Source organism: Arcanobacterium phocisimile (assembly GCF_016904675.1).
GTDB lineage: Bacteria > Actinomycetota > Actinomycetes > Actinomycetales > Actinomycetaceae > Arcanobacterium > Arcanobacterium phocisimile.
In genome coordinates this window covers 1,574,439-1,597,397 of record NZ_CP070228.1, presented here as the reverse complement: position 1 = coordinate 1,597,397, position 22,959 = coordinate 1,574,439, and the positions used below count along the sequence as shown (strand labels likewise).

Annotated in this window: 21 protein-coding genes and 3 tRNA genes; 18 read left to right on the top strand and 6 right to left on the bottom strand. The window is 52.0% G+C overall.

Going from position 1 to position 22,959, the window contains the following annotated elements; translation table 11 throughout:
• Positions 1 to 30 precede the first annotated feature (30 nt).
• The 3 genes from JTE88_RS07255 (at position 31) to JTE88_RS07245 (ending at position 3,220) form a co-directional block, all read left to right on the top strand.
• Entirely contained in the window at positions 31 to 1,074 is a 1,044-nt protein-coding gene (locus JTE88_RS07255) for an adenylate/guanylate cyclase domain-containing protein (RefSeq protein WP_239519507.1), read from the top strand.
• Positions 1,075 to 1,160: 86 nt separating this feature from the next.
• A complete protein-coding gene (locus JTE88_RS07250; protein WP_204423952.1) occupies positions 1,161 to 1,841 on the top strand; it encodes a response regulator transcription factor in 681 nt (226 codons plus the stop codon).
• A 62-nt stretch (positions 1,842 to 1,903) separates the two neighbouring features.
• Positions 1,904 to 3,220, top strand: coding sequence for a sensor histidine kinase (locus JTE88_RS07245; protein ID WP_204423951.1), 1,317 nt, complete (start codon positions 1,904 to 1,906; stop codon positions 3,218 to 3,220).
• Between the two features lie 37 nt (positions 3,221 to 3,257).
• On the opposite strand, the gene JTE88_RS09095 is transcribed toward JTE88_RS07245, so the two are convergent.
• The 3 genes from JTE88_RS09095 to JTE88_RS07230 all read right to left on the bottom strand — a co-directional run bounded on the left by JTE88_RS09095 (position 3,258) and on the right by JTE88_RS07230 (position 6,548).
• Positions 3,258 to 4,658: an LCP family protein gene (locus JTE88_RS09095; RefSeq protein WP_239519506.1), complete on the bottom strand. Its 1,401-nt coding sequence runs from the start codon at positions 4,656 to 4,658 to the stop codon at positions 3,258 to 3,260.
• A gap of 16 nt (positions 4,659 to 4,674) precedes the next feature.
• The gene (locus JTE88_RS07235) at positions 4,675 to 5,832 is read right to left on the bottom strand and encodes an LCP family protein (protein ID WP_204423949.1); all 1,158 of its coding nucleotides are present in this window, start codon (positions 5,830 to 5,832) and stop codon (positions 4,675 to 4,677) included.
• A gap of 65 nt (positions 5,833 to 5,897) precedes the next feature.
• Positions 5,898 to 6,548: a TIGR03089 family protein gene (locus JTE88_RS07230; protein ID WP_204423947.1), complete on the bottom strand. Its 651-nt coding sequence runs from the start codon at positions 6,546 to 6,548 to the stop codon at positions 5,898 to 5,900.
• Positions 6,549 to 6,730: 182 nt separating this feature from the next.
• On the opposite strand from JTE88_RS07230, the gene JTE88_RS07225 reads away from it, so the two are divergent.
• The 3 genes from JTE88_RS07225 to JTE88_RS07215 are packed head-to-tail and all read left to right on the top strand — an operon-like array spanning position 6,731 to position 11,387.
• Complete coding sequence (locus tag JTE88_RS07225) at positions 6,731 to 7,015, top strand: WhiB family transcriptional regulator (RefSeq protein ID WP_204425829.1); 285 nt, start codon at positions 6,731 to 6,733, stop codon at positions 7,013 to 7,015.
• Positions 7,016 to 7,038: 23 nt separating this feature from the next.
• Positions 7,039 to 9,960: a glycosyltransferase gene (locus JTE88_RS07220; protein ID WP_204423946.1), complete on the top strand. Its 2,922-nt coding sequence runs from the start codon at positions 7,039 to 7,041 to the stop codon at positions 9,958 to 9,960.
• Entirely contained in the window at positions 9,957 to 11,387 is a 1,431-nt protein-coding gene (locus tag JTE88_RS07215; RefSeq protein WP_204423944.1) for a DUF5719 family protein, read from the top strand. The genes JTE88_RS07220 and JTE88_RS07215 overlap by 4 nt, the downstream gene beginning before the upstream one ends.
• 17 nt (positions 11,388 to 11,404) lie before the next feature.
• Here the strand turns inward: JTE88_RS07215 and JTE88_RS07210 are convergent, their stop codons facing one another.
• Positions 11,405 to 11,833 (bottom strand): metallopeptidase family protein, encoded by a 429-nt coding sequence (locus tag JTE88_RS07210; protein WP_204423942.1) that lies wholly within the window; start codon positions 11,831 to 11,833, stop codon positions 11,405 to 11,407.
• Positions 11,834 to 11,889: 56 nt separating this feature from the next.
• On the opposite strand from JTE88_RS07210, the gene JTE88_RS07205 reads away from it, so the two are divergent.
• The 6 genes from JTE88_RS07205 (at position 11,890) to hpf (ending at position 18,017) form a co-directional block, all read left to right on the top strand.
• Positions 11,890 to 12,339 carry a DUF3499 domain-containing protein gene (locus tag JTE88_RS07205; protein ID WP_204423940.1) on the top strand — a complete coding sequence of 150 codons (450 nt, stop codon included), beginning with the start codon at positions 11,890 to 11,892 and terminating at the stop codon, positions 12,337 to 12,339.
• A gap of 51 nt (positions 12,340 to 12,390) precedes the next feature.
• Complete coding sequence (gene mtrA / locus JTE88_RS07200) at positions 12,391 to 13,065, top strand: MtrAB system response regulator MtrA (protein WP_204423938.1); 675 nt, start codon at positions 12,391 to 12,393, stop codon at positions 13,063 to 13,065.
• Positions 13,066 to 13,070: 5 nt separating this feature from the next.
• Positions 13,071 to 14,705 carry an MtrAB system histidine kinase MtrB gene (mtrB, locus tag JTE88_RS07195; RefSeq protein ID WP_239519505.1) on the top strand — a complete coding sequence of 545 codons (1,635 nt, stop codon included), beginning with the start codon at positions 13,071 to 13,073 and terminating at the stop codon, positions 14,703 to 14,705.
• A complete protein-coding gene (locus tag JTE88_RS07190) occupies positions 14,702 to 16,378 on the top strand; it encodes an LpqB family beta-propeller domain-containing protein (RefSeq protein WP_204423935.1) in 1,677 nt (558 codons plus the stop codon). Before mtrB ends, JTE88_RS07190 begins: the two co-directional genes overlap by 4 nt.
• Positions 16,330 to 17,088, top strand: coding sequence for a ComF family protein (locus tag JTE88_RS07185; RefSeq protein WP_204423933.1), 759 nt, complete (start codon positions 16,330 to 16,332; stop codon positions 17,086 to 17,088). Before JTE88_RS07190 ends, JTE88_RS07185 begins: the two co-directional genes overlap by 49 nt.
• Before the next feature lie 257 nt (positions 17,089 to 17,345).
• Positions 17,346 to 18,017: a ribosome hibernation-promoting factor, HPF/YfiA family gene (gene hpf, locus JTE88_RS07180; protein ID WP_204423932.1), complete on the top strand. Its 672-nt coding sequence runs from the start codon at positions 17,346 to 17,348 to the stop codon at positions 18,015 to 18,017.
• A gap of 150 nt (positions 18,018 to 18,167) precedes the next feature.
• On the opposite strand, the gene JTE88_RS07175 is transcribed toward hpf, so the two are convergent.
• Positions 18,168 to 18,647, bottom strand: a complete 480-nt coding sequence (locus JTE88_RS07175; protein ID WP_204423931.1) for a DoxX family protein — start codon at positions 18,645 to 18,647, stop codon at positions 18,168 to 18,170.
• 223 nt (positions 18,648 to 18,870) lie between these two features.
• On the opposite strand from JTE88_RS07175, the gene JTE88_RS07170 reads away from it, so the two are divergent.
• On the top strand, positions 18,871 to 20,256 hold the full coding sequence (locus JTE88_RS07170) for an FAD-dependent oxidoreductase (RefSeq protein ID WP_204423929.1): 1,386 nt from the start codon (positions 18,871 to 18,873) through the stop codon (positions 20,254 to 20,256).
• A 184-nt stretch (positions 20,257 to 20,440) separates the two neighbouring features.
• Here the strand turns inward: JTE88_RS07170 and JTE88_RS07165 are convergent, their stop codons facing one another.
• On the bottom strand, positions 20,441 to 20,935 hold the full coding sequence (locus JTE88_RS07165; protein WP_204423928.1) for a YajQ family cyclic di-GMP-binding protein: 495 nt from the start codon (positions 20,933 to 20,935) through the stop codon (positions 20,441 to 20,443).
• 135 nt (positions 20,936 to 21,070) lie between these two features.
• Here JTE88_RS07165 and JTE88_RS07160 point away from each other — a divergent pair.
• The 5 genes from JTE88_RS07160 to JTE88_RS07140 all read left to right on the top strand — a co-directional run bounded on the left by JTE88_RS07160 (position 21,071) and on the right by JTE88_RS07140 (position 22,953).
• Positions 21,071 to 21,151, top strand: a tRNA-Tyr gene (locus JTE88_RS07160).
• Positions 21,152 to 21,261: 110 nt separating this feature from the next.
• Positions 21,262 to 21,337, top strand: a tRNA-Thr gene (locus JTE88_RS07155).
• 25 nt (positions 21,338 to 21,362) lie between these two features.
• Positions 21,363 to 21,436, top strand: a tRNA-Met gene (locus JTE88_RS07150).
• 53 nt (positions 21,437 to 21,489) lie between these two features.
• A complete protein-coding gene (rpmG, locus tag JTE88_RS09295; RefSeq protein ID WP_204423927.1) occupies positions 21,490 to 21,660 on the top strand; it encodes a 50S ribosomal protein L33 in 171 nt (56 codons plus the stop codon).
• 111 nt (positions 21,661 to 21,771) lie between these two features.
• Positions 21,772 to 22,953: a UDP-N-acetylmuramate dehydrogenase gene (locus tag JTE88_RS07140; RefSeq protein ID WP_204423925.1), complete on the top strand. Its 1,182-nt coding sequence runs from the start codon at positions 21,772 to 21,774 to the stop codon at positions 22,951 to 22,953.
• Positions 22,954 to 22,959: the final 6 nt, after the last annotated feature.

The following is a 22,959-nucleotide window of genomic DNA, read 5'->3' as shown; positions in this document are numbered from 1 at the left end:
TATTGAGAATTAGTTGCTAAAGTGGTTGATGTGATACAAAACACACCGAATTCTCCGCAGGAGGATGAACTCACCACCGTCGAAAAACATGCTCGACGGCTCTTAGGTGGCGCCCCGAAATACGCTGTCCATCAAGCCGCAGAGCTCGCTGGAATGGATGTCGATTCTGTGCGACGTTTTTGGCGTGCAATGGGTTTCCCATACATTAGCAATGCTGAATCGGTCCTTTTCACTGAATATGACATCGATGTGATGCGCGCGCACCAAGATTTCGTCGAGCGTGGAAAAATGGATGAGGATACACAAAATTCGCTTATCCGCGCACAGTCGCATCTCGCAGATCGGATTGTGTTGTGGCAGTATGAAGCTCTAGTTGAGGAAGCAGAAAATAGATACGGATTAGATGAAGTCTCGGCGCGCTACTGGGTTTTAGACCACATCCAAGATTATGAACAATTCTTGGTCTACCAAACCAAATACGCATGGCGCCGCCACCTGACTGCATTCTTGCGACGAACTGAAGTTGAACTAGAAGGTATGTCGTATCACGGGGAAGATGCTATGCCACTTACCCGAGCAGTGGGGTTTGTTGATCTGGTCTCATTTACTCAGCGTTCAGGCGAATTATCTCCCCACCAACTCGTCGATTTTATCCAGACCTTTGAGTTCACCTCCCGAGATGTCATCTCGTCCTACGGTGCACGGGTCGTGAAAACGGTTGGTGATGCGGTCCTATATATTTCCGATGATTTAGAAATCGGTGCCACAGTCGTTTCGGAAATTGTTCAAGCTCTGGATGAAACTCCAGGGATGCCGCAAGTGCGTGCATCGTTGGTATGGGGCGGTTTGGTCTCGCGTTTTGGCGACGTATTTGGGCCCAAGGTCAACCTGGCGTCGCGCCTATGCTCAGTCGCTCCTGTCGGTGGAATTCTTGTCGATCGCAGCACTGCTGAGGCGTTGATGAAAGCCAATGAGCGAGCCTATCGGATTGAACCCTTCGGTTCTCCAGATCTGCAAGGCATTGGTAATATAGACGCCGCTCAATTATTTGTGGAAAAAAGTTCAGGATCCTGACCACAAAAAGTTGAATGTTCCTTTACTATAGATAGTAGCGGTTTACTAGGCTAAGCTGGTGTTTCTACATAAGCAGGGAATTGGATATGACTAAAGTACTTATTGTCGAAGATGATGCGGCTATTTCTGGACCGCTCGTGCGAGCCTTTACCCGTGAAGGTTATGATGTGACCGCCGTCGATAACGGGCAGGCAGCTATTGATCTGGTCTCCTCCTCGATCGACCTCATGGTTCTCGATCTAGGTTTACCAGACGTGGATGGACTGGATGTTGCACGTGCCGCACGCACCGCGGGGCAATCGTTCCCAATTTTGATCTTGACTGCGCGTGCTGAAGAAGTTGATATGGTTGTCGGTCTCGACGCCGGTGCTGATGACTACGTAACAAAACCTTTCCGTTTGGCCGAGTTATTGGCTCGAGTGCGGGCACTATTGCGCCGTACCTCGCCTCATGAAGAAGCTACCGGCATGCTCAAAGCCCAAGACGTCTCTGTCGATATCGGCGCCCATCGTGCATATCTCGGTGACGAAGAGCTTCAGTTGACCGGCAAAGAGTTTGAGCTTTTGACCATTTTGTTGCGCTCAGCGGGCTCTGTGGTTTCACGTGAGACCCTCATGTCAACGATGTGGGGCAAAGACGTCGAAACATCAACCAAAAAGCTCGACATGCACATTTCGTGGTTGCGCCGCAAGCTAGGTGAAGACGTCAGCGAACCGCATTATATTTCTACCGTACGAGGTATGGGTTTCCGCTTCGAAACACAGTGACAAGGCTTTACCCGTTGTTCGGGAATCGGTGCCAGAAAAGTTTCGACTAGAAAAGGTAAAAGATGCGGCAACGCACAATCGAGTTGATGCGAGTCGTGGTAGCTGTTGCAGTGCTATTTTTTGCGATTCCGGGAGTCTTATTAGGAAGTTTCCTTATCTGGCGCGATACCCAAACCAGCATCGAGGTGCGTTCACAAACGGTTGTTGAGATCATTGGCCGCCTCGAGCAAAATGATGCTAAAGTCTGGCCGAATCTGCTCAATTCACTTGCCGAATCCTCACGACTATCTGAAGTTCATATTTCCGTAGCTTATCCCAACGGGCAAACATTTGAATCAACAAACCCGGTTGCTCCGTTGCGCTTTGAGATCCGTCGCTTCTCCCCACAAGGTACGCTGGTGACGATTTCCGCTCCGAAATACGCGGCACTCGGTAATATTTTTAAACTCTGTGGTGCAGCCTTAGTGCTCGTCGTTTCCGCATACGCAGTCGGTGGTCTCGTTGCCCACCGTCGAGCTCGTACGCTCTCTGATCCACTTGTGTTACTCGCAGCTACTGCTGAGCAAATCGGAAATGGGCGCGTGCGGCCACACATGGAACCGTCGGGCATCGAGGAAATCGATCTAGTTTATCAAGAGCTCGAACGAACTGCTACACGTATGGCCGGACGGATCGCTGCCGAACGCCAATTTGCGGCAGATGCTGCCCACCAGTTACGCACTCCACTGACTGCATTATCCATGCGGGTCGAAGAAATCCAGTATTTATCCGACGACGACGAAGTACGTGAAGAAGCATCCCGCGCCCTTGAACAGATCGACCGGCTCAGTGGTGTGGTTGCCGAGCTGATGCGCACCTCAGCATCTGACGTGAGTGCAACAACCGAAGCAGTATCGATTCGTGAGATCTGCGAGCAACAATACGATGAATGGAACGCTGTTTTTCGCAACGAACACCGTGAGCTTGTGCTTGGTGACGGCGACTACGACTTCGTACTCGCCACTCCTGGATCTCTTTCTCAAATCATTGCGACCCTGCTCGAAAACTCGTTGAAATATGGTGCCGGTACAACGACCATTACACCAATCAAATCCGGGCGAATGATCAACATAAAGGTGCGTGACGAAGGACCAGGAGTGCCCGACGAACTTGGCGATACGATTTTCCACAAAGGCGTTTCTGGATCGGGCTCAACCGGAATTGGTCTAGCAGTGGCCCGTCAACTCGCCTCGAGCAATGGCGGACGCTTAGAACTGACCACGCGACAGCCTGCAGAGTTCACACTGACGCTTCCTTCGGTCCCAGAGCATCTTGATCCTAGTCATGTAGTTCCTCAAGGAGCCGTTATTTCTTTAGCCTCACGCCGTCGTCGACGTTAAGCTCAGACAACGATAGCCAAAAGAACCAGAAGGAACGTTAGAACGAAGCGAAGGAATCGTTCGTGACTGTACCGTCACGAACCTCTGCCCAGAAATTATCTATGGTATCTTCGTCGAGCAACACGTACGATGCTCCATCATAGCCGACATAATTTAATGAGCTAATCGGTGGTGCGCCCATGAGGCCATCGGGGCCCATTGCGTTGCGCAACGCAAGACCAGCCCAAGCGACGTCAAGCAAGGAGTCAGACGTATCGGCTGTCAGGACTGCTGCGGCGGATTCGACAAGCTGGCGTTGCTTACCAGGGTTGAAGAAGGTCGACGTAGAGGCGGCCTTACTAATAATTTTAGAAACCACCTGACGTTGACGTGCGGTACGCCCAATATCGCCCAACGGATCCTGGTAGCGCATGCGAGAGAAAGCGAGCGCTGTCGTACCATCGACGTCGTGACAACCGGCCTCCCACACGAGTGTGGAGTACGGATCATCCACATCGTAATCGAGGCAAAGATTCACTCCGCCAACCGCATCTGTGAGCTGTTTGACGCCATCCATGCCGATCTGCACGTAGTGATCAACGGTTAAGCCACTGAGATTTTCCACAGTCGCAACTAATGAGTGTGCGCCATCGATATTGAATGAAGCATTAATTTTTCCGGCGTCCCCATCTGGATAATCGACAAGCGAATCACGCGGAATCGAGGTTAACGATGTTGTTCCAGAATCGGGTACGTGCAACACCATAATAGTATCGGCACGATGACCTTCCGTGGGATCATCGACAACACCACCGCGTTCATCTGAACCCACGATCAGATAGGTAGTTCCGGGAGTCGGTGGCCGGCCAGTCAAAGCTGAGGTTCGAGACATTTGAGAATCACCGAGATCATAGAGATAGTAGCCCCAACCAACTGTTGCAAAAACAAAAAGCGCGACCACTATCGCACTAGCTTTTGCATAATATTGCCAGCTGCGGCGAGTAGCACGGTGGGGATTCGGCTCGGTGTTGCCTGACGGCGAATGTGGACTAGGCACACTAGCGCGGGGGCGAGGAGAGTCGCCGGCAGTGCGTGGTAGCCGCACAGGAGTGGCCTGCCGGTTAGTAGCGCGCTCATGAGAGGGCTGGGGTGGAACCGACGGAGGCATCGCACCATGCGAGGTCGAGCCTTCGGGCATTGGAGTTGGCGCATGCTCTGCTCGTGACTGAGGATCGCGGAAAGCAGATCTCCTGATCGGACCGCGTGGGGCGCGAGCCTGGCTTGCCGCCGAACGCTGATCGCGGGCGTGAGCACTTGACTGGTGTGATTCGGAACCTGTAGGCCGAGAAGTCGGACGTGTTTGCGACGCACTCGACGATGGGCGTCCGACTGGTCGGGCGCCCTGGGCATGTGGACGCGGGCGCCGCTTGCGAGGTTCGAATGACGGAGGTTGAGTCACAGGTCAATCCTAACAATTACTGGACAAGCCCAGAGCCGAGGTTATTGGAGAATTCTTCTAACTGTTCTGGAGTTACACTGCGAACAATGTCCGGGCCAGAGTCATTAGCCGAAGCTTCAGCTGGGATGGGTTGGTCCTCAACTAGTGCCTTCCATACTAATGAGGCTGAGTACGATGGCCGTACACGCGGGCCTTCGTAGATAAATGGCATAGTTGTAAAATTAATTTCGTCCGGATCGACATTTCGAAGCGAGTAAGCAAAGCCACCTAGCCACTGGATGTCGCCAAGTCCCGATGAAAGATCCATATGGCTAGTGACGTCCTTGAGGATACCGTAGAGCGTTGGGATATCCGTGAACAGGTTGAGTGCCAATGTTTTCTTCACAATCGCCGTCACAACCTGATGTTGGCGTGAAATACGACCGATGTCAGACCCGTCGCCAATGGAATAGCGTGCACGAGCAATGCCAAGAGCTTGAGTTCCATCTAAATGATGGCAACCAGCACTGAGACTAATACCGGAGTATGCGTCGTCAATATCCTCATTGAAGCACATATCGATTCCGCCGATGGTGTTTACTACGTCACGGAATGAATCAAAATTTAACACGGCAAATCCGTCGATATAGATGTTGGTGAGTTCCTCAACGGTACGCATTGTACACGCAGCAGCTTGTGCTACCGACCCGCCAAAGGTACCACCAGTAGAGAAAGCGGCATTGAACATCGCATCTGTTTGACGGTAAGAAGATTCATCATTGCCCATCATGCAAGGCGGAATATCAACAAGAGTGTCGCGTGGGATTGAGACGACATCGACGCGCTGGCGATCGGCTGAAACGTGGACGAGCATAGTCGTATCCGAACGCTGGACTCCGCCGTCGGCCTGATCTGCACCAAGGAGTAAAATATTTAGTGGCTTGCCAGCTTTTTGATCAAGCGGAGCCTGGTTTTCGACTGGACGATCTTCTTGGACGACTAAATTCGAGACATCGTGTTGCTTAATCGAACTCTGCAACTGTTGGAGCATTGTCGCGAGTGCTGTCCCGCCAGTGAGAGTACAGGCTAAGAGCGTTAAGAGGAACGCCCGAATGCGGTTGCGCCACGGGTTTAATTTACGTTGATGGGTTGCTGACCTTTGGGGCAGTTGAGAAGTGTCGCTCGAATGTTTCACGCTCTAGTCCTACTTCGCTTAGTAATAAAAACAGTGCTGCCGAAAGGTTGGCAATCAGTGAGTGGTCAAATTCTATCCCATATCGTCGCGTTTTCAGCTTTAAGAATGGCTTCTTCGTTATTTTCTGGGGTAATTATCACCAAGTTGTGGTTACTTATTATAGCTCCGATCAACCGTGTAGTGACATCAGAAAACGTTGTGGGATAGATTGCTAGTGAGCTACTTGCCGTTTGTGGTGGCAGTTCGACGGTAAGTTGCTCGGCGTGGAGAGTTGAAGTGTCGATTGTGTCGGAAAAGCGCATCGAGGCGGCAGTCGCATCTTCGTATCCGATAGGTAAAGGCCCGTTCCAAGACAGCGCAAGCGACTGCAGGTTGAGTGCCAGGTGCACGCCGTCGTCTGGCTCGGCCTCCGGAGTGTTAGTAATGACGACGTCGTCCCAGGAAAGCTGTTCAACTTCAGTAAGAACCTGGCACCCGGTCACTAATCCGGCCAGATGCCACAGTATGCTTTTCCAATGTATCGGTAGGTCGAGGATAAGACGGGAGTTCGCATCGAGTCCGAGATCATCACGCAGATACTGCAAAATTTTCACGATGTGCATAGCTGTGACTTTTCCGGACAGCTCTATGCGCTCACCGTCCCCATACCAGGTCAAAGCCGGCATAGTTCCGCGTGTGAGCATCGCGGAGATGACATCAGCAGGTTGGTAAGACATGTTTTCTCTTTTCGTGTGATTATTTCGAATGCTAGGGGGCAGTTTGCCTTATCGCCTTGACTTTTGGGGTATGACACGCGTGTAATTTACATAGCAAGTTTTTTCGAAGGGACTATCGTATGTGGGAACCAGAGGCACAAGTGACGGACAGTAATTCCGATGCGCCCAATGCCCAGGCCCTCATGCAGGGAATCTTTAATCTTGGGTATGGCACGCTTGTTGCTGAAGATCTTAGCTGGATGGAAGAGGCGTTGTGCGCCCAAACTGATCCAGATATTTTCTATCCGGAAAAAGGCGGTTCTACCGCCCCTGCAACATCGGTATGTGCGAGTTGCTCAGTAAGGGCAGAGTGCTTGGAGTATGCCGTCTCACACGATATTCGCCACGGAATCTGGGGTGGCACGTCCGACAATGATCGCAAGCGTATGGCTCGCGAACGGAAGGTAGCTCGGGGTTCGCGCGGGTAGTGCAGCCACCGCTGGACGATCCCATGAATGAATTCAGTCGCGACCGGGTAACAGCTGTAGTTATTTCCCAACGTCATGACGTCGCATTTTTACCTGAAACGCTACATGCACTAAAAACGCAAACCTACCAAGCTACACATGTGGTCGTTGGAGTTGCAGAACCTGAGCATGTATCCATTGTTGCGGATGCGTATCCCGATGCCGACGTTGTCACAATCGGCGAGCAGAAAACGTTCGGGCGTGCAGTAGCTGCGACGATCGAAAATCGTCCATTAACTGACCCTTGGATATGGTTCTTGCATGCCGATAGCGCTCCAGAACATCAGTCTTTAGAGCTTCTTGTGCAAACTGGGGAAGCCTCCCGGCAGATCGGCGCAGTGGGCGCCAAACAGATTGGTTGGGGTTCGCAGCACCGCACCCTTCTAGAGGTCGGTATCCGGGCAACGCGTTCAGCTCGCCGGATACCAGATGTCGAGCCGGGAGAAATTGACCAAGGTCAGCTCGATTCGCGCACAGATGTTTTGGCAGTTGGCTCTGCCGGAATGCTAGTGCGTGCATCGACGTTTGACGAATGTAGCGGATTTGATGAAGCTTTCGGGCCGTTTGGTGAGGGCCTAGAACTTTGCCGTCGATTCCGTTGCGCAGGTTTTAGAGTAGTGATCGAACCAAAGGCGCGGGTCCGTCACAAGCAAATATCCTTAGGGCAACCGCGAGTGATATCGTTTGCTGCTCGCCGAGCGGCACAACTCCATAACGCCTTAATTGCTGCCCCGACGGTGCTGGTGCCATTCCTGTGGCTGTCGTATGTGGTAGGCAGTATCCCGCGTGCTTTTTTACGGTTGATGGGCAAAGATGTCGCATACAGTCGTGCCGAACTTGTTGCCGGATGGAAACTTGCTGGCTTGCTACCAGCGATCTACCATTCCCGACGGCGCAACCGCGCGGTACGTCGAGTACCGCGTCGTGCCTTGGCTGCGTTAGAAGAAAAACCGTGGAGTGTCCGGCTAGCCAAACGGCAATCACGGCGCGCACACGCAGACGCGGCAGCATTGTCACAAGCTCCGGATCAATTCACGATTATGGAATGGCGAGAGCATTCTCGTGGCGTGCGTATTGGACGCATGCTTACGCTGGCATTATCGACGGTACTCGCTGGTATTATTTTTATTCCGGTTGCTTCCAACGGAGCCTTAACCGGCGGTGGCTTGGCAGTAAGCTCGTTGACGGGGTTTGACCTTACGCGTGAAGCTATGACGGGATGGATTTCCTCAGCAGACGGTTTTCCCGGAACAATAGATCCTTTATGGGTTTTCCTCTCCCTGCCACTCGCATTGTTGCAGCCGTTCCAGATCACTCTCGGGCAACTCGTGACCGTGCTGATGTATCTGGCATTGCCGTTGGTCGCGTTGCTGGCATATGCGGCGGTGGGCCGAGTCGTTGTGAGCTGGCCGGCACGTGTTGTGCTCACTGTGGTGTGGATTGTTTCCCCGGTGTTTCTGATTTCACTGGCGACGGGTAGGGTTGCGGGCGTCGTAGCTTTTACAGGGCTATCTGGTTGTGCCTATGCGTTAGGCGGGGCATGGCGAAACAACAGCCGTGACGCAAGTATGTTGGCGTTCTTTATGATGATCGCCTCGCTTGCAGCACCGATATTTTCTGTGCTCTGTGTGGGGCTGTGCGTGCTTGGTTTTATCGCCCATCAACGTCGGTGGCGATGGTTTTTCCTCGCTTTGCCAGCTATGGTGGTTCATCTTCCTGGATTGTATCTAGCTAGGGAACGTTACCTTTTCACCACTACCGGTATCGTCCAGCGTGATCTCAGTAGTGGGCGTGATGTACTTGATTTGGTCCCGTATGCGTCGCCGTGGCCGCTTGGTTGGTCAACAATAGCATTTGCCCTGCCGGCTGGGTTGGTGGCCGTCGCTGTTGTCGTATTGGTTCGAACATCGCTCTATGGGCGTATTCGTGTGGCGTGGCTGTGGGCGATTCTCGGCATGTTGCTTGCTTTGGGAACTACACGTATTACGGACCCGGCACTGAATTTATGGTCTGGTTTAGGGCAGGAACTGACCTGGGTCTCACTGGTGATGGCTGTTGCGTATGGATTTGCCGGAGGGAGAACCTGGCTACGAGCCTCATCGTTTGGTTTTAAGCATCTTAGTGTCGCGGTTATCGGCATAATTTTAGTGCTAGGAGTTTTCGGAACAACCACTCATTTTGTGCTCAGTGTTGCACAGTTGCGTGAGGTTGCTCCAGTATCCCAAACTTTACTTCCAGCAGTCGGAGTTGAAGATCAACGCTCGGGATCGAAGGTTTTAAGTTTGTCGGTTGACGCTGATCGGATTGTTGCCCAGCTGTGGCGTGGATATGGAACTGAGCTAACTGAAGCTAGTATGAGTGGTCGAGCAAAAGGAATCGATAGCTGGGCCACTGAAGAACTTGCCCAAACAATCGCAAATATTATTGGACGTTCACAGTCAGTTAACTCGGCACTTCGGGTGCATGGTGTTTCCCTTATTCTTGTGCCGCCAGGAGACAGTCTCGAACGGGCACAGCTCGTAGCTGCGCTCAATGCATTACCTAACATCACGTATGTTTCCGGACACGAATCCGGGGATTTCTGGCGGGTTGACGACGTCGATGAACCAGTTGTTCATGCCTTTGTAGGACGTCCTCAGTTGTTGACGGGCGTAGCCTCTGAACGAATTGTTGTTATCCCGGAGCGGGTCTGGCCACACTGGCGCGCACGCGTTGGTGATCAGGAACTTGACATAGCGAAGCTGGGCTGGCAACAAGCATTTGCCGTTCCACCAGGTGCCTCCGGCGAGCTTGTCGTTGAACCAGACAACACAGTGCATGAAATGCTGACCTTAGTCCAATATCTATTCATGGCTATAGGTATCTTGGCAGGTCTACCGCGCATCGGCCGGAGAGTACAACTATGAAATTCAAACCATTAGTTTCAGCAATTGCCATCCTTGCGCTAGCTGGAGGAGTAGTTGTTGGCGGATTGGCCATGAAGCCGATTGTCCATGAGAGTGTCGAACCCACACGCTATCTACCGGAGGGTCAGACATTTGCTCTTGCTTGCACCCCTGGCCTTAGGCGCACGGTGGAAGAAGGTGTCAATGTCACTCAGGAAGCAGAATCAGTTCTTGCTGGTGCATCAGTTTTCGTTCACAATGGACAGTGGTTTGATAACCGAAGCCAAACGCTCACATCGCCGCCGACTATTTCGGCAACGAGGCAAGATTTTGCGCCGGAACTAGGTGCAGGAACGGTGCTGACCTCGAGCTCTGACGTATCTGCAAAGAGATTTATGGGCGGATCGTATGCGCGTATCGGTGGCGGTGATATGCGCGGGCTAGCAGTTAATCCATGCCAGTGGACACGCCAATCCATGTGGCTGGTTGGTAGTAAGGCTCAAACAGGTACGTACAACGTTGTGAGTATTGCCAATCCAGGGCAAAATCCGATTACCGTGACTCTCACCGCCTACGGTGAACGCGGTCAGGTAGATTTAACGAGCTCGCAACAGATTGCGATTGCACCCCAATCAACAACCGAGCTAAACATGGATGGCCTTATCCCAGACACCCAACAACTCGCACTTCATCTTTCTTCTGATTCGGGAACGTTTGCGGCGACGATGCAAACAAATGAACTCGAGGGGTTCACCCCAAGTGGGGTATCGGTTATCAGTAATTCGGAAATCGCAACTAAGATCGTGATACCGGGTATTGTGGTGCCAGAAAAAGTGGCAGCAGATGCGAGTATTCCTGCTGAAGAACGAACAGCAACATTACGTATTGTCAACCCGCATGCCGATGAATTAACCGCGCAGATCAGCTTGATAGGCGAAACTGAACAACCTCTACCAGGAACTCCGGAAGTGACAGTTCCTGCTCAGTCCGTATTAGATTTGACACTTGATGGATTGCCAGCCGGTACTTATGCGGTACAAATCTCAGCAGACCAACCTATGACAGCAAGCGCCGAGATTGCTCTTGCTTCGGGTGGTGCTAGCGATCATGCATGGATAGCTTCACAAACTCCAATTCGTGCCGGGGGAGCAGCAATAGGTGTCGGAGACGCACGTCTGATTGCCGTATCGCCAGATGAATCTGAGGTTACGGTAACTGGGTATGACGAAACCGGCAAGGAAACTTATTCTACGACGGAACGCCTCTCGGGCACCCAGATGATCGATATCGCACCCGGAACACACTTCGTGTGGCTCGATAGTTCACGGTTGCTCAACGTCGGCGTCGAAATAACAACGCCATTGAATAACGGAACTGGTATCGCGTATGTTCCGCTCGTTTCGCAAGGTGCCCAAGACCAAGCCATAACAATCAGCGTTGGTCCGTGAAGGCATTGAGCTGGATGTCATCGCGTAAAATCAATATCGTCTGCAGAAGCGTTCAATGCCGTGGCGATTTGGCTTACCATAACGTTGTGAATAAAAGTACGCGGATCTTCCTCAGCTAAGGCAGCCATTGTCATGGGCATTCGATAGAAAACTATTCGACCCAAAATTTTCGATGGCCGCTCAAACGGTAGGAACCGGGCTAAGGGAACTCCATCTTCCCAGGGAGCAGGATCAGTTGCGGGCACGTCAAGAACAGCAAAATCGTAGCGTAGGAGCACGTGTCCTAAATGCTTGCGAAACTCATCCAGTTCCCACGCCAAAATGTCGTCGAATTTACGTGCACGGGTGCGATAGGCTGGCGAATCTGTCCCGACAACCGGGCCTCGAATTCCACGTCCGTGTCTGTCCCGTCGTCGTCCTTGAGAGCGTTTTGGCAAAGTAGTCACATAACGTAGTTTATGCCACTTCGAATGATTTCGACGAGCGATGTAAACTACGTTATGTGAGTCCAATTCGCCATTGCAGCCGAGGCGCCTGTAAAAATCCCGCAGTCGCCACGATGACCTATGACTATAAACAAGCAACCGCCGTCATTGGCCCGCTATCGCCGGTGCCATTGCCAGGTGCGTTTGATCTATGTGTCGACCACGCCCACTCGGTTACCGTCCCAGTGGGATGGCAGATGATTCGCCTGAAAACTGAATTTGAGCCAGTACCACCGTCGACCGATGATCTCACTGCTTTAGCTGACGCTATCCGAGAAGCCTCACGAAAAGAAGTTCCACCGCCGAAACCTGCGCAGCGTGAAATCCGGAGAACCGCTGTAGATATTTCCGCTACGCCACGCCCGCGGCCACGGCCACGTTTTTCCGTGGTCGACGGTGGGGGTGAAGAAGATTCTGACGCCAATCAACCGCATAATCTCACTCCGGTCTCTGATGAAGAAGGATAGGGCTAACTTCTAGTAGAGTAGAGGGTAGCTGTATGAAAGAAAGGCAAACTCATGCGTATTCTCGTCGTGGATGACGATCCGGGTATCTCAGAGATGGTCGCTATCCTTCTTGAGTCAGAAGGATATGATGTTTCGGTTTGCGCCAATGGTTCAAACGTCTTGCCGTTATTCCGTGCTGAGCATCCAGATTTAGTGCTTCTCGATGTGATGCTCCCCGGATTAGATGGTGTTTCGGTATGCCGCTTGTTGCGTGAAGAATCAGACGTGCCGATTATCATGATGAGTGCGAAAACTGATTCGGTCGATGTGATTGCTGGTTTGGAAGCAGGCGCCGATGATTACGTCACTAAGCCATTCGAGAATTCGGTGTTGCTTGCTCGGGTCAAGGTACGTCTTCGTCGTCAGGAAACTGAAGCAGAGATCTTACGCGTGGCAGACTTGAGTATTGATCTCAAAGCTCACGAGGTAACCCGCAACGGCCAACCGGTTCATTTAACACCACTGGAATTCGATTTGTTAACTGTGCTCGCACGCAAACCGTATCAAGTATTTTCACGTGAAGAGTTACTCGAACAGGTCTGGGGCTACCGCCACTCGGCAGATACTCGGCTTGTCAACGTTCATATTCAGCGGTTGCGTGCCAAAGTAGAACACGACCCGGAAAACCCTGACGTTGTGCTGACCGTTCGCGGTGTCGGGTACCGGGCAGGAGCGGTTAAGGAGTGAACCGCGTGTTTGCGAAAAAGTCGCGCAAACTCAGTATTTTTGAAACTCTAGAACGCAAGATAACGCAAGCCAGCCATTATTGGCAATCGTCATTGTCGATACGTACAGTATCGTTTATCGTTATTGTCTCGGTACTGGGTATTGCGATCACTGGAACTGCCATCATCCATCAAGTGCGTAACGCCGTTTTTTCGAGAACTGTTTCAGTTGATATCGAACGATTCGCCACTGATACACAGCTAGCGCAGGAGAAATTTTCGGTAGGTGTTTCACCAACAACTGCTCAATCGCAACGGGTGGCTGTCGAACTCGTTTCCTCGCTTTACGATCCGGCGCGTGAGCTTTTGGGTGGCGTATTGCTCCGCTCACCAAATCAAGAATTCTCTGGAACTCCGATTCTTGAACCCGAAACTGCAACCACCACTCGAGTTCGTTCTTTGGTTACTCCTGAATTACGCGAAATCGTGCGTTCCGATGCTGACCTAGGCTGGCAACCTGTTTCTACGGAAAACATTGATAATCGAAAGATCCCGGGTATCGTTGTTGGAAAGAAGATAACCATTCCCGGTTCCGGAGATTATGAACTCTACGTAGTGTTTTCCCTTGAAAACCAACAAGATTTACTCGATGTTACGATCCGGGCTTTGCTTGTGGGAATGATCGGCTTACTTGCCTTACTGATCGTTGTTGCTTGGGGCATGATCCGATTTATTTTACGGCCCATTCGAGCAGCAGCGGTTAACGCGCAAAAACTTTCTCAAGGAAATTTCGATTCGCGGATGCGTGTTCGAGGGTCCGATGAACTTGCGCAGCTGGGTGAGTCTTTCAATACGATGGCCTTATCGCTCGAGGAACAGTTCACCAAGCTTGAACGTATGTCGGCGGTGCAGACCAATTTCGTATCAGCAGTTTCTCACGAACTACGTTCCCCGGTAACAACAATACGTATGGCCGGGCAACTCATATATGACAAGCGTGAAGATTTACCGCCAGCACTTAAACGTAGCGCAGAACTCCAGCACACCCAACTACGCAACTTAGACGCGATGCTCTCAGATCTACTAGAAATCTCGCGGTACGATGCTGGCGGGATGGCCCTCGTGCCTCAGGAAGTGGATATCGCAACTATTGCCCAATCTGTTATTGACATGGCTGACCCCTTAGCGATAGATAACGGAGTTGTTGTTCGCATGGACGTTTCTGGAGATACCCAGGCGCACGTTGAGCCACGGCGTATTGAACGAGTTATCCGGAATTTAGTTGTCAACGCGCTTGAGCACGCAGAAGGAAAACCTGTTCATGTTTCAGTTGTCGGCGGACGTGACGCGGTAGCTGTACGCGTCCAAGACAACGGCGTAGGTTTATCGGAGGAACATGCGGCACATGTCTTTGATAGATTCTGGCGGGCTGATTCCTCACGTGTGCGTAAATCAGGTGGAACTGGTCTTGGACTGACGATTGCCAAAGAAGATGCTCTGATTCACGGGGGAACGCTTCAAGCGATTGGCGAGCTCGGAGTTGGTTCAACATTCTTACTCACGATCCCGCGTTCCCCAGGCGAAGATTTCACTCAGCCGTTGCCGTTGGAAGTTCCTGAACCGTTTGTTGTACCCGATATGCATTTTCAGGAGGAGGAATGAAAAAGGCCCTGACTGTGCTTCTGGTGTTGTCTCTCGTGGTAGCGTGCACCCGAATTCCTACGTCGGGTATGCCCCAAGCAGTTGAACGCCCGGCACAGACAAGTAATGGAATTGTCCTCGATCCCCAAGGTCCAGCAGATGACGCAGATCCCCAAGATATCGTTGTCGGTTTCATGCGAGCTTCATCGGCAGGTTTTTCCGATGACTTTGTTGTTGCTCGCCAATTCCTCACGTCGAAGGCTTCAGCTACGTGGAACCCGACGACACAGGTGCGAATTTACCCCGATTCTCAAAATCAGCAAGTAAGTCAGACTCGTTCTGGTGCCTATCGAGTTACTGTTCAAGCCGGTGGAAACGTTGATTCTACAGGGCGTTATACAGCAGCAACTGCTGATTCGACACTGTCAAGCGAATTCTCGTTAGTGCGCAACAAGGCCGGTCAGTGGCGTATTGCCGTTGTTCCTGACGGTGTGACTATGCCAGAGTCGCTTTTCCAAACTTTATTCTCTCGTACTGCACTATATTTTCCGACTCAAGACCTCAGCGCTTTCATTGCTGACACTCGGTGGTATCCGCGCAATCAAGTAGTTTCTTCTGCAGCTCGCGGATTGGTTGACGGGCCAGCTCGGTGGCTAGCAGGATCAGCCTCGTCGCTGCTTCCATCTGGCACCCGGTTAGCTAATCCGGTTGTTATCGTCAACGGGACTTTGGCACGAGTCGATTTAACTGGTGATATTGCCGAGCTTTCTGAGCAAACTCGCAATATCATTTATGCCCAGTTTATAAAAACCCTCACCTCTCTACCTGGTGTCGCAGAAGTCGAAATTTCAGCCAACGGTGTGCCTCTGCCAAGTCAAAATGAGACTGAACTGCCGACCTATCCCTACACGTCTTCGTCGGTTCTGATGCTTTCGAATGGTGAACCGGCGTTTGTCAAAGACGATGGTATTACCCTTATCAACAATGCTCAGGAATTGCGCGCATTAGATCTTTCTCATTTAGCGGTTCCTTACGGTGAAAATCCAAGTCAGTTTGCCGCTCTCGGCGATGATAGGCAAACACTTTACCGCATCACAACTGATGGTCGGTACAGTGCTCTCGTGACCGGAGACGGTCTCATTGGTCCTTCAATTGATCGACAAGGTCAGACGTGGGTAAGCGAGAACGTCGCAAATGCTCAAGTCCAAGCGGTTGATCTCGGAAGCGGAAATGTTGCACTCGTTGATGCTCCATGGTTAGAGGGCGTAAAAGTCCGGAGTCTCGCTGTTTCGCGCGAAGGGGCCAGGCTGGCTATCGTCATTGAAAAAGATGGTATTTCCCAGCTTTTAGTTGCTGGTATTGTGCGGAATAGTTCCGGCCAGCCAATGTCGTTGTCTGAGCCGATCCGTATCGGCCAGCGTCTAACGGATATCGAGGATATCGCCTGGATTGCTGACACACGTTTGGTGGCTGTTGGCAAAGGGCAAAATAGTTTGACCAATGCGTTGTATATGGTTCCACTAGGAGAAAACGTCTCAGTCATGGCGTCCTTGGATGATATCGTCTCCGTCACGGCTGGGCGCGCAGAAGAATCTATTTTGTTGGGCACTTCCGATGGAGATGTGTTTACGTACGATGCGGGTGGGTGGCGCAAGGTCATCGAAGGCGCCATGCAACCTACGTTGCCGGGCTGATCACAGTGGTTGTTTCGGCGACGTTTTCTCGGTTATGGGGCCGAGTGTGCGATATTGTTTTTCCTCGCTGGTGCTTAGGCTGCGGAACGCCTGACGAAAGCTTGTGTCCGCAATGTCATACTGCATGGGCTGCCCCGTGGTGGCGCGCAGAGGCTGATGCCCGCTATTTAGTTCAATTTGATAGTGAGGGTGACGATCTAGTTGTTTTCCCGGTGTGGGGAAAGGCTCGATATGCTGGAGTCGTTTCACGTGGCGTTGTGGGTTGGAAGCATATTCGCGATCGTCGCGCTGATGTGGCCTTTAGAAAATTGATGGCAAGTAATGTGGCGAGTTTGAATGTCAGTGAGGCGTTCCCAGCTGTACGTTGTGGGCAGGTGACAGTCGTTCCAGTCGCGTCGGGTCGCTCACGACGGCGGGATGGATTTCGTACGACGTCGATTTTGGCGCAGGCTGTGGCTGACGTGTGGGCAGTGCCGATGATAGATGGCTTGCGTGCAGTGCACAGAAACGAAATGTCGAACACTGTGGCTGGCCGAAGCCACAAAAGCCGAGGGCAGCGCGCTGTTGTCGATTTTCGCGGCCGAGATATCGTGTTGGTTGATGATGTACTGACAACTGGTGCAACTATGTTGGGTGCTAAACGAGCTGTGGAATCAGTTGGTGGGCGAGTGGTAGGTGCCATCGTCCTAGCGGTGACAACTCGGACGTGAGTGTATATGCGTGTGGCGCGGTTTTTACCGGTTGCTGAGTCTGCTGTTGGCTGAATTAACTCTCGAGTGCCTGCCACACGTCGCACTTTGTGATCTGAGGCACTATGATAGAGGTATCAGTTGATGAGTACTGATAAAAAGTTTGGTACGTGCTGGTTGAAAGAAGGTGATGGTGTTTCTTTCTCGCTAAATGCGAGTTTTAAACCTTCAAAGTAGCATCGAGGAAGTTGCTACCCTCACGACCCGAGGAGGTCATTGTGGAATTCGTAGTTAAAGGCCGTAATGCCGAAGTTACTGAAAGCTTTCGGGAGTTCGTCGAAGAGAAACTGGCGAAAATTGAACAGTTTGCCCCGCGAGCGCAGCGTGTTGAAGTTGAAGTAACGCACGAGCCAAATCCTGCTCAAGCAGAAGTTTCTGAGCGGATTGAAATCACAGTCCGGGATAAAGGGCCAGTTGTACGCGCAGAAGCTGCGAGCTCTGACCGCTACGGCTCGGTTGATATGGCTGCCCAAAAGCTTTTTGAGCGGTTACGTCGCAAGAGCGAAAAGATGAAGGATCGTAAGCACCACGCGGTTAAAAATGGTCCAGCAGAACTTAATGTCGACGAATTACTTGCTGAAGTCAAAACTGCGCATGCAGAAAGTAAAGATCCCAATGAGGTACCTACTCGACCAACCGCAGTTGGTGAAGCAGTAGAAGTCCAGGTCGGAGACTCGCCAGTCGTTGTGCGTGAAAAGCTCTATGAAGCGAAGCCAATGTCTGTCGAGCAAGCCATCGATGAAATGGAATTGGTAGGACATCCGTTCTATTTGTTTATTGATGAAGAAACTTCCCAACCATGCGCGGCGTACCGTCGTCGGGGATGGACGTACGGTGTTATCCGACTAGATGCGACCACAGGTGGATTTGGTCCTGGAGATCCAGCCTAAGCGTCAGGTAAGCTGATCACCCCGAAGCAGTATTATATTAAGTGATCAGTGAGCTTGAAATGAGACATTGATGGTGGGCGTGGCATTGTGCCACGCCCACCATCAACACTGGCAACTTTCCTCACGACTGGATTGAAGATTTATTGACGTTCAGTTCTTCTTGTGTCCGATCCGAGGCAACCCAGCACTCCACAGGGACAAGCCGATGAGGACCGGCTGGAAAAAGAGTCGTCCGAAACGCTTGGCGTCAGTATCGAGCCCAAAGGCGTCCACCGCGTTGACATACTGACTGATATTGCCCGGGAAAATTGCGACGTAGAACAGGGCTAAGGCAGTGCCGGTCCACAAGCGTTGCTTGGGTAAAAGAAGCGTAGATAAGCCTAAACCAATTTCTGCGACGCCAGAGGAAATAACGACGAAATCAGTATCGAGAGGTACCCAGTTGGGGACTTGGGCTTGGAATTCATCGCGAGCAAAAGTCAGATGAGATGTGCCCGCAATTGTCATAAATGTGCCTAAGCCAAGACGAGTAAGAGTTCGAGATGCTGTTATCGCTAGTTGTGTTCTTGAGCGCGGTTTGTCATTGTTAGGCGATGTAGAATCAGGGTTGTTCTTTTTCCAAAAAGACATATCTCGACCTTTCACGACGACATTGTGTATCTGTAGTCTATCCTGCTCCCATCGCATTGGGGCACGAAACTTCCCAGTGACGGCGCGTCTGGCTAGTGAGTAAGCGAAATTTGTCGATATGGTCACCCAGTATTTAACCCGTCACTCTCTTTCGATAGTATTGACCATGGTTTAACTTCGAACATCATCACAGACCGTCATCAAACGGTTGAAAGAGGTAATTGTGACTCAACGTCCACTCCAGGTAGCGGTTATTGGCGCCGGCCCTGCAGGTATCTACGCATCCGATATTCTGTCTAAGTCAGACGTCGATGTGCAGATCGATTTATATGAAAAGTTACCAGCGCCTTACGGGCTCGTTCGTTATGGCGTAGCGCCAGACCACCCACGAATTAAAGCAATTATCACCGCATTGTACAACGTGCTACAGCGTGGGGATATCCGCCTTGTCGGTAACGTTGAAGTGGGTAAGGATATCACTTTCGAAGAACTGCACGAGCACTATGACGCTGTTTTGCTGGCGACTGGTGCGGATCGAGACCGCCCGTTTGATATCCCTGGTTCGGATCTGCCGGAAGTCTATGGTGCAGCAGATTTCGTATACTGGTATGACGGGCATCCAGATGTGCCACGTACGTGGCCGTTGGAAGCTAAGGAAGTCGCGGTTCTTGGTGTGGGTAACGTCGCGCTCGACGTCGCACGAATTCTCGCTAAGCATCCAGACGATCTGATGGGGACCGAAATCCCAGAAAACGTTGAGGCTGGCTTGCGTCAGTCGCCGATCACCGACGTTCACGTTTTCGGCCGTCGCGGCCCAGCTCAGGTGAAGTTCACGCCAATGGAATTGCGCGAACTTGGCCATGTTCCCGACGTCGATATCGTGGTATACCCAGACGATTTCGATTACGATGCCGGTTCGGAAAAGGCGATGGATGAGTCCAAGATGGCTCGCCAAGTGGTCGATCAGTTGACTAACTATGCATTCCAGGACGCTGAAGATCTCACGGCTTCACGCCGGATCCATATCCACATGCTGCAGGCTCCAGTTGAGGTTCTTGGTGATGAGCATGTTGAGGGTATTCGGATGGAGCGTATGGAGCTCCAAGGCGATGAGACAGTAAAGGGCACAGGGGAGTTCATCGACTACCCAGTCCAGGCTGTCTACCGTGCGATTGGCTACGCATCCTCACCAATTCCAGGAGTTCCGTTCGATGAGCGCCGCTACATCGTGCCAAACGAAGGTGGACGCGTTATGGACAATAACGGGGAAGTTGTGCCTGGCATGTATGCCACTGGTTGGATCAAGCGTGGACCGGTTGGATTAATTGGTTCAACGAAGTCAGATGCGCAAGAAACGATCGGTAATCTCGTTGACGATTACAAGGCCGGAAAGCTCCATGCCTCAACTGAGAACGTAGGCTGGGACGCTTCGCGTGCTGTGCTCGATGAGCGCGGTGTACGCTACACCGATTGGGAAGGGTGGCACCTTCTGGAAAACTTTGAAAAGGAGCTTGGAGCGCAGGCAGGACGTGAGCGGATTAAGGTTGTTGAGCGTGAAACGATGACCGCGGTTTCGCGTGGGGAAGAGCACGACGGCAAGCTCTACTGAACAAACTTGTGACAGGCGCGATGAGCGCTGTGTCATGAGGTAAGCGATAGTTGTGGGCGGGCACTGGCTAGAAAAGCTGGTACCCGCCCACAACTGCTTTTTAGTACGAGCGTGACCTGGTTGCGCACCTGACGGACGCATCTGCACAGAGCGCTTGACACATTCGCCGTGCACTCCCAGCTAATTAACGGAAGTTGACGAACTGGAGGGCGACGTCGAACGAGGCGTTCTTCAGCAATGCGATAGTTGCTTGTAGATCGTCTCGCGACTTGGATGAGACGCGAACTTCATCGCCCTGGATCTGCGCCTTAACTGATTTCGGCCCTTCGTCACGAATGAGTTTGGTGATCTTCTTGGCGTTGGGCTGATCAATACCCTTCTTCAGGGAACCGCCTAGTCGATACTCTTTTCCGGAGGCTTTTGGTTCGCCGTCGCCGACATCGACCTGCTTGAGGGAGAGGCCACGCCGGATAAGCTTCGATTGGAGCACATCCCAGATGGCGAGCACGCGCTCAGGGGTGTTAGCGACCATGGTGATTGATTCTCCGCTGAGCTCGATGGAGGCACCAACGTTTTTAAAATCGTAGCGCTGCCCGATCTCCTTTGCGGTCTGATTTACTGCGTTATCAACCTCTTGGTAGTCGTAATCGGAGACGACGTCGAATGATGAATCGGCCATTTTTCCCTGCTTCCTAGTAGTTTTTTGTAAAATGTGACGTGCGTAGCACTGTTTTTCTACCATTATAGTTTGACACGGTATGGGGTGGAGCTGGTAATCTCTTTATCCGCACGGGTTGTTAAAAAATCCGAGCACGGCAGGTTTGCAGAGCGGCCAAATGCATCTGACTGTAAATCAGACGGGTAACCTTCGGGGGTTCAAATCCCTCACCTGCCACGAACTAGTTGTGCACACAACTAGGGAGAAAATCTCGTGATATGTATCACCGGAAATTCTCAAATAATAGTTGGTTTTTTATCATATGACTTGGTAAGCTTTCCAACGTTGCCCCGATAGCTCAGTCGGCAGAGCGTCTCCATGGTAAGGAGAAGGTCAAGGGTTCGATTCCCTTTCGGGGCTCCATTCATTTCACACGAAATGGATTTGAGGCGGGGTAGCTCAGTTGGTCAGAGCGCACGACTCATAATCGTGAGGTCGCGGGTTCAAACCCCGCCCCCGCTACAAACGAAATTGAAGCACCCGCTTCTCAACAAGCCGAACGTGAGGTAACAACAGTGGCTAGCAAGTCTGCAGACGTTCGCCCCAAGATCACCCTCGCTTGCGAGGTTTGCAAGGAGCGTAACTACATTACGAAGAAGAACCGTCGTAACACGCCGGATCGCCTGGAACTGAAGAAGTACTGCCCAAGGTGCAACCAGTCCCAGACTCACCGCGAGACTCGATAAGTTTCTTACGAAAAAGCCCTTCCACTAGGAAGGGCTTTTTGTTGTCTCAATGCCACTGCGACTATAATCAGTTAAAGATTTTCGTTAGTCCACTCCGAAAGCAGGAAACGCATGAGCTGTTCACTAGGTGAAGGCATGATCGGGCACGACGCTGTTGCGCCAGCAGTACCATCTTCCCGAGCCCAACAAGGTGCCACCAGCTTAGCTGAGCTCACCACACTAGGAGTTGGCGGCGCAATCGGAACCCTCGTCCAGGCGCAAACAGAAGCCGAGATCGTCGACGTGGTACGCGATGCCGATGAACGCAAGCTTCCAGTACTTATGGTGGGTGGTGGCTCAAATATTCTCGCTGGCGACGAACCCTTCCCCGGTGTCGTTATCCGCGATATGCGTAATGATATCCGCACCACATTGGACGATGGCTGCGGTGGGGGCCAAATGAGCGTTACGGCCGGCACTGGATGGGACGACGTCGTCGTTTACGCTATCGAAAACGAATGGATGGGGCTCGAAGCCCTCTCCGGTATTCCAGGCTCTGCGGGTGCAGCGCCGGTGCAAAACATCGGGGCCTATGGTCAAGAAGTTGCGGAAACAATCGCATCCTTGCGCGTCTACGATCGTCAAGAAAAGCGTATCACCACCCTTTTCCTGGCAGATCTTGATTTCGGCTACCGGCACTCAGTACTCAAAGAATCCATGGTCAACGGTCCGTGGGGGCCCAGCCCGCGGTGGATCGTACTCAGCGTGAACTTCCATATGCGCCGGGCAACGCTCGGAGCGCCAGTCAAATACGGGCAGCTTGCCCAAACCCTCGGCGTCGAACTCGGCCAACGTGCTCCGGCAACCGCGGTACGCCAAGCCGTTCTTGAGTTACGTCGATCTAAATCGATGGTGCTAGATGATAAAAACCGCAACACCTACTCGGCCGGTTCATTCTTCACCAACCCGATTCTTACCCCGCAGCAGGCAGCCCAGTTGCCCCCGCAAGCTCCGCAATTTCCGGTTACTGACCACACAACAATCAACCAGATCGGAGGAGCGGCCACTCCGGTTCCCGGACTCGTGAAATCTTCAGCAGCGTGGCTCATCTCGCATGCCGGGTTCGATAAAGGTTTTAAAATCTCCGACTCAGCCTCGCTATCCACCGATCACTCTCTGGCCTTAACCAACCGGGGTGACGCTAGTGCAACTGACATTCTCAACCTTGCGCGAGTGGTGCGTGACGGCGTCCGAGAAGCCTTCGGGGTAGAACTAGTGCCGGAACCTGTTTTCGTCGGTCTGAGTTTCGACTAACGCGCT

Coding starts and splice junctions, on each gene's coding strand:
- JTE88_RS07215 (WP_204423944.1), top strand. CDS start 9,957: ATGAAATTCAAACCATTAGTTTCAGCAATTGCCATCCTTGCGCTAGCT.
- JTE88_RS07245 (WP_204423951.1), top strand. CDS start 1,904: ATGCGGCAACGCACAATCGAGTTGATGCGAGTCGTGGTAGCTGTTGCA.
- JTE88_RS07165 (WP_204423928.1), bottom strand. CDS start 20,935: ATGGCCGATTCATCATTCGACGTCGTCTCCGATTACGACTACCAAGAG.
- JTE88_RS07220 (WP_204423946.1), top strand. CDS start 7,039: ATGAATGAATTCAGTCGCGACCGGGTAACAGCTGTAGTTATTTCCCAA.
- JTE88_RS07175 (WP_204423931.1), bottom strand. CDS start 18,647: ATGTCTTTTTGGAAAAAGAACAACCCTGATTCTACATCGCCTAACAAT.
- JTE88_RS07225 (WP_204425829.1), top strand. CDS start 6,731: ATGCAGGGAATCTTTAATCTTGGGTATGGCACGCTTGTTGCTGAAGAT.
- JTE88_RS07250 (WP_204423952.1), top strand. CDS start 1,161: ATGACTAAAGTACTTATTGTCGAAGATGATGCGGCTATTTCTGGACCG.
- JTE88_RS07140 (WP_204423925.1), top strand. CDS start 21,772: ATGAGCTGTTCACTAGGTGAAGGCATGATCGGGCACGACGCTGTTGCG.
- mtrA (WP_204423938.1), top strand. CDS start 12,391: ATGCGTATTCTCGTCGTGGATGACGATCCGGGTATCTCAGAGATGGTC.
- JTE88_RS07230 (WP_204423947.1), bottom strand. CDS start 6,548: ATGTCTTACCAACCTGCTGATGTCATCTCCGCGATGCTCACACGCGGA.
- JTE88_RS07190 (WP_204423935.1), top strand. CDS start 14,702: ATGAAAAAGGCCCTGACTGTGCTTCTGGTGTTGTCTCTCGTGGTAGCG.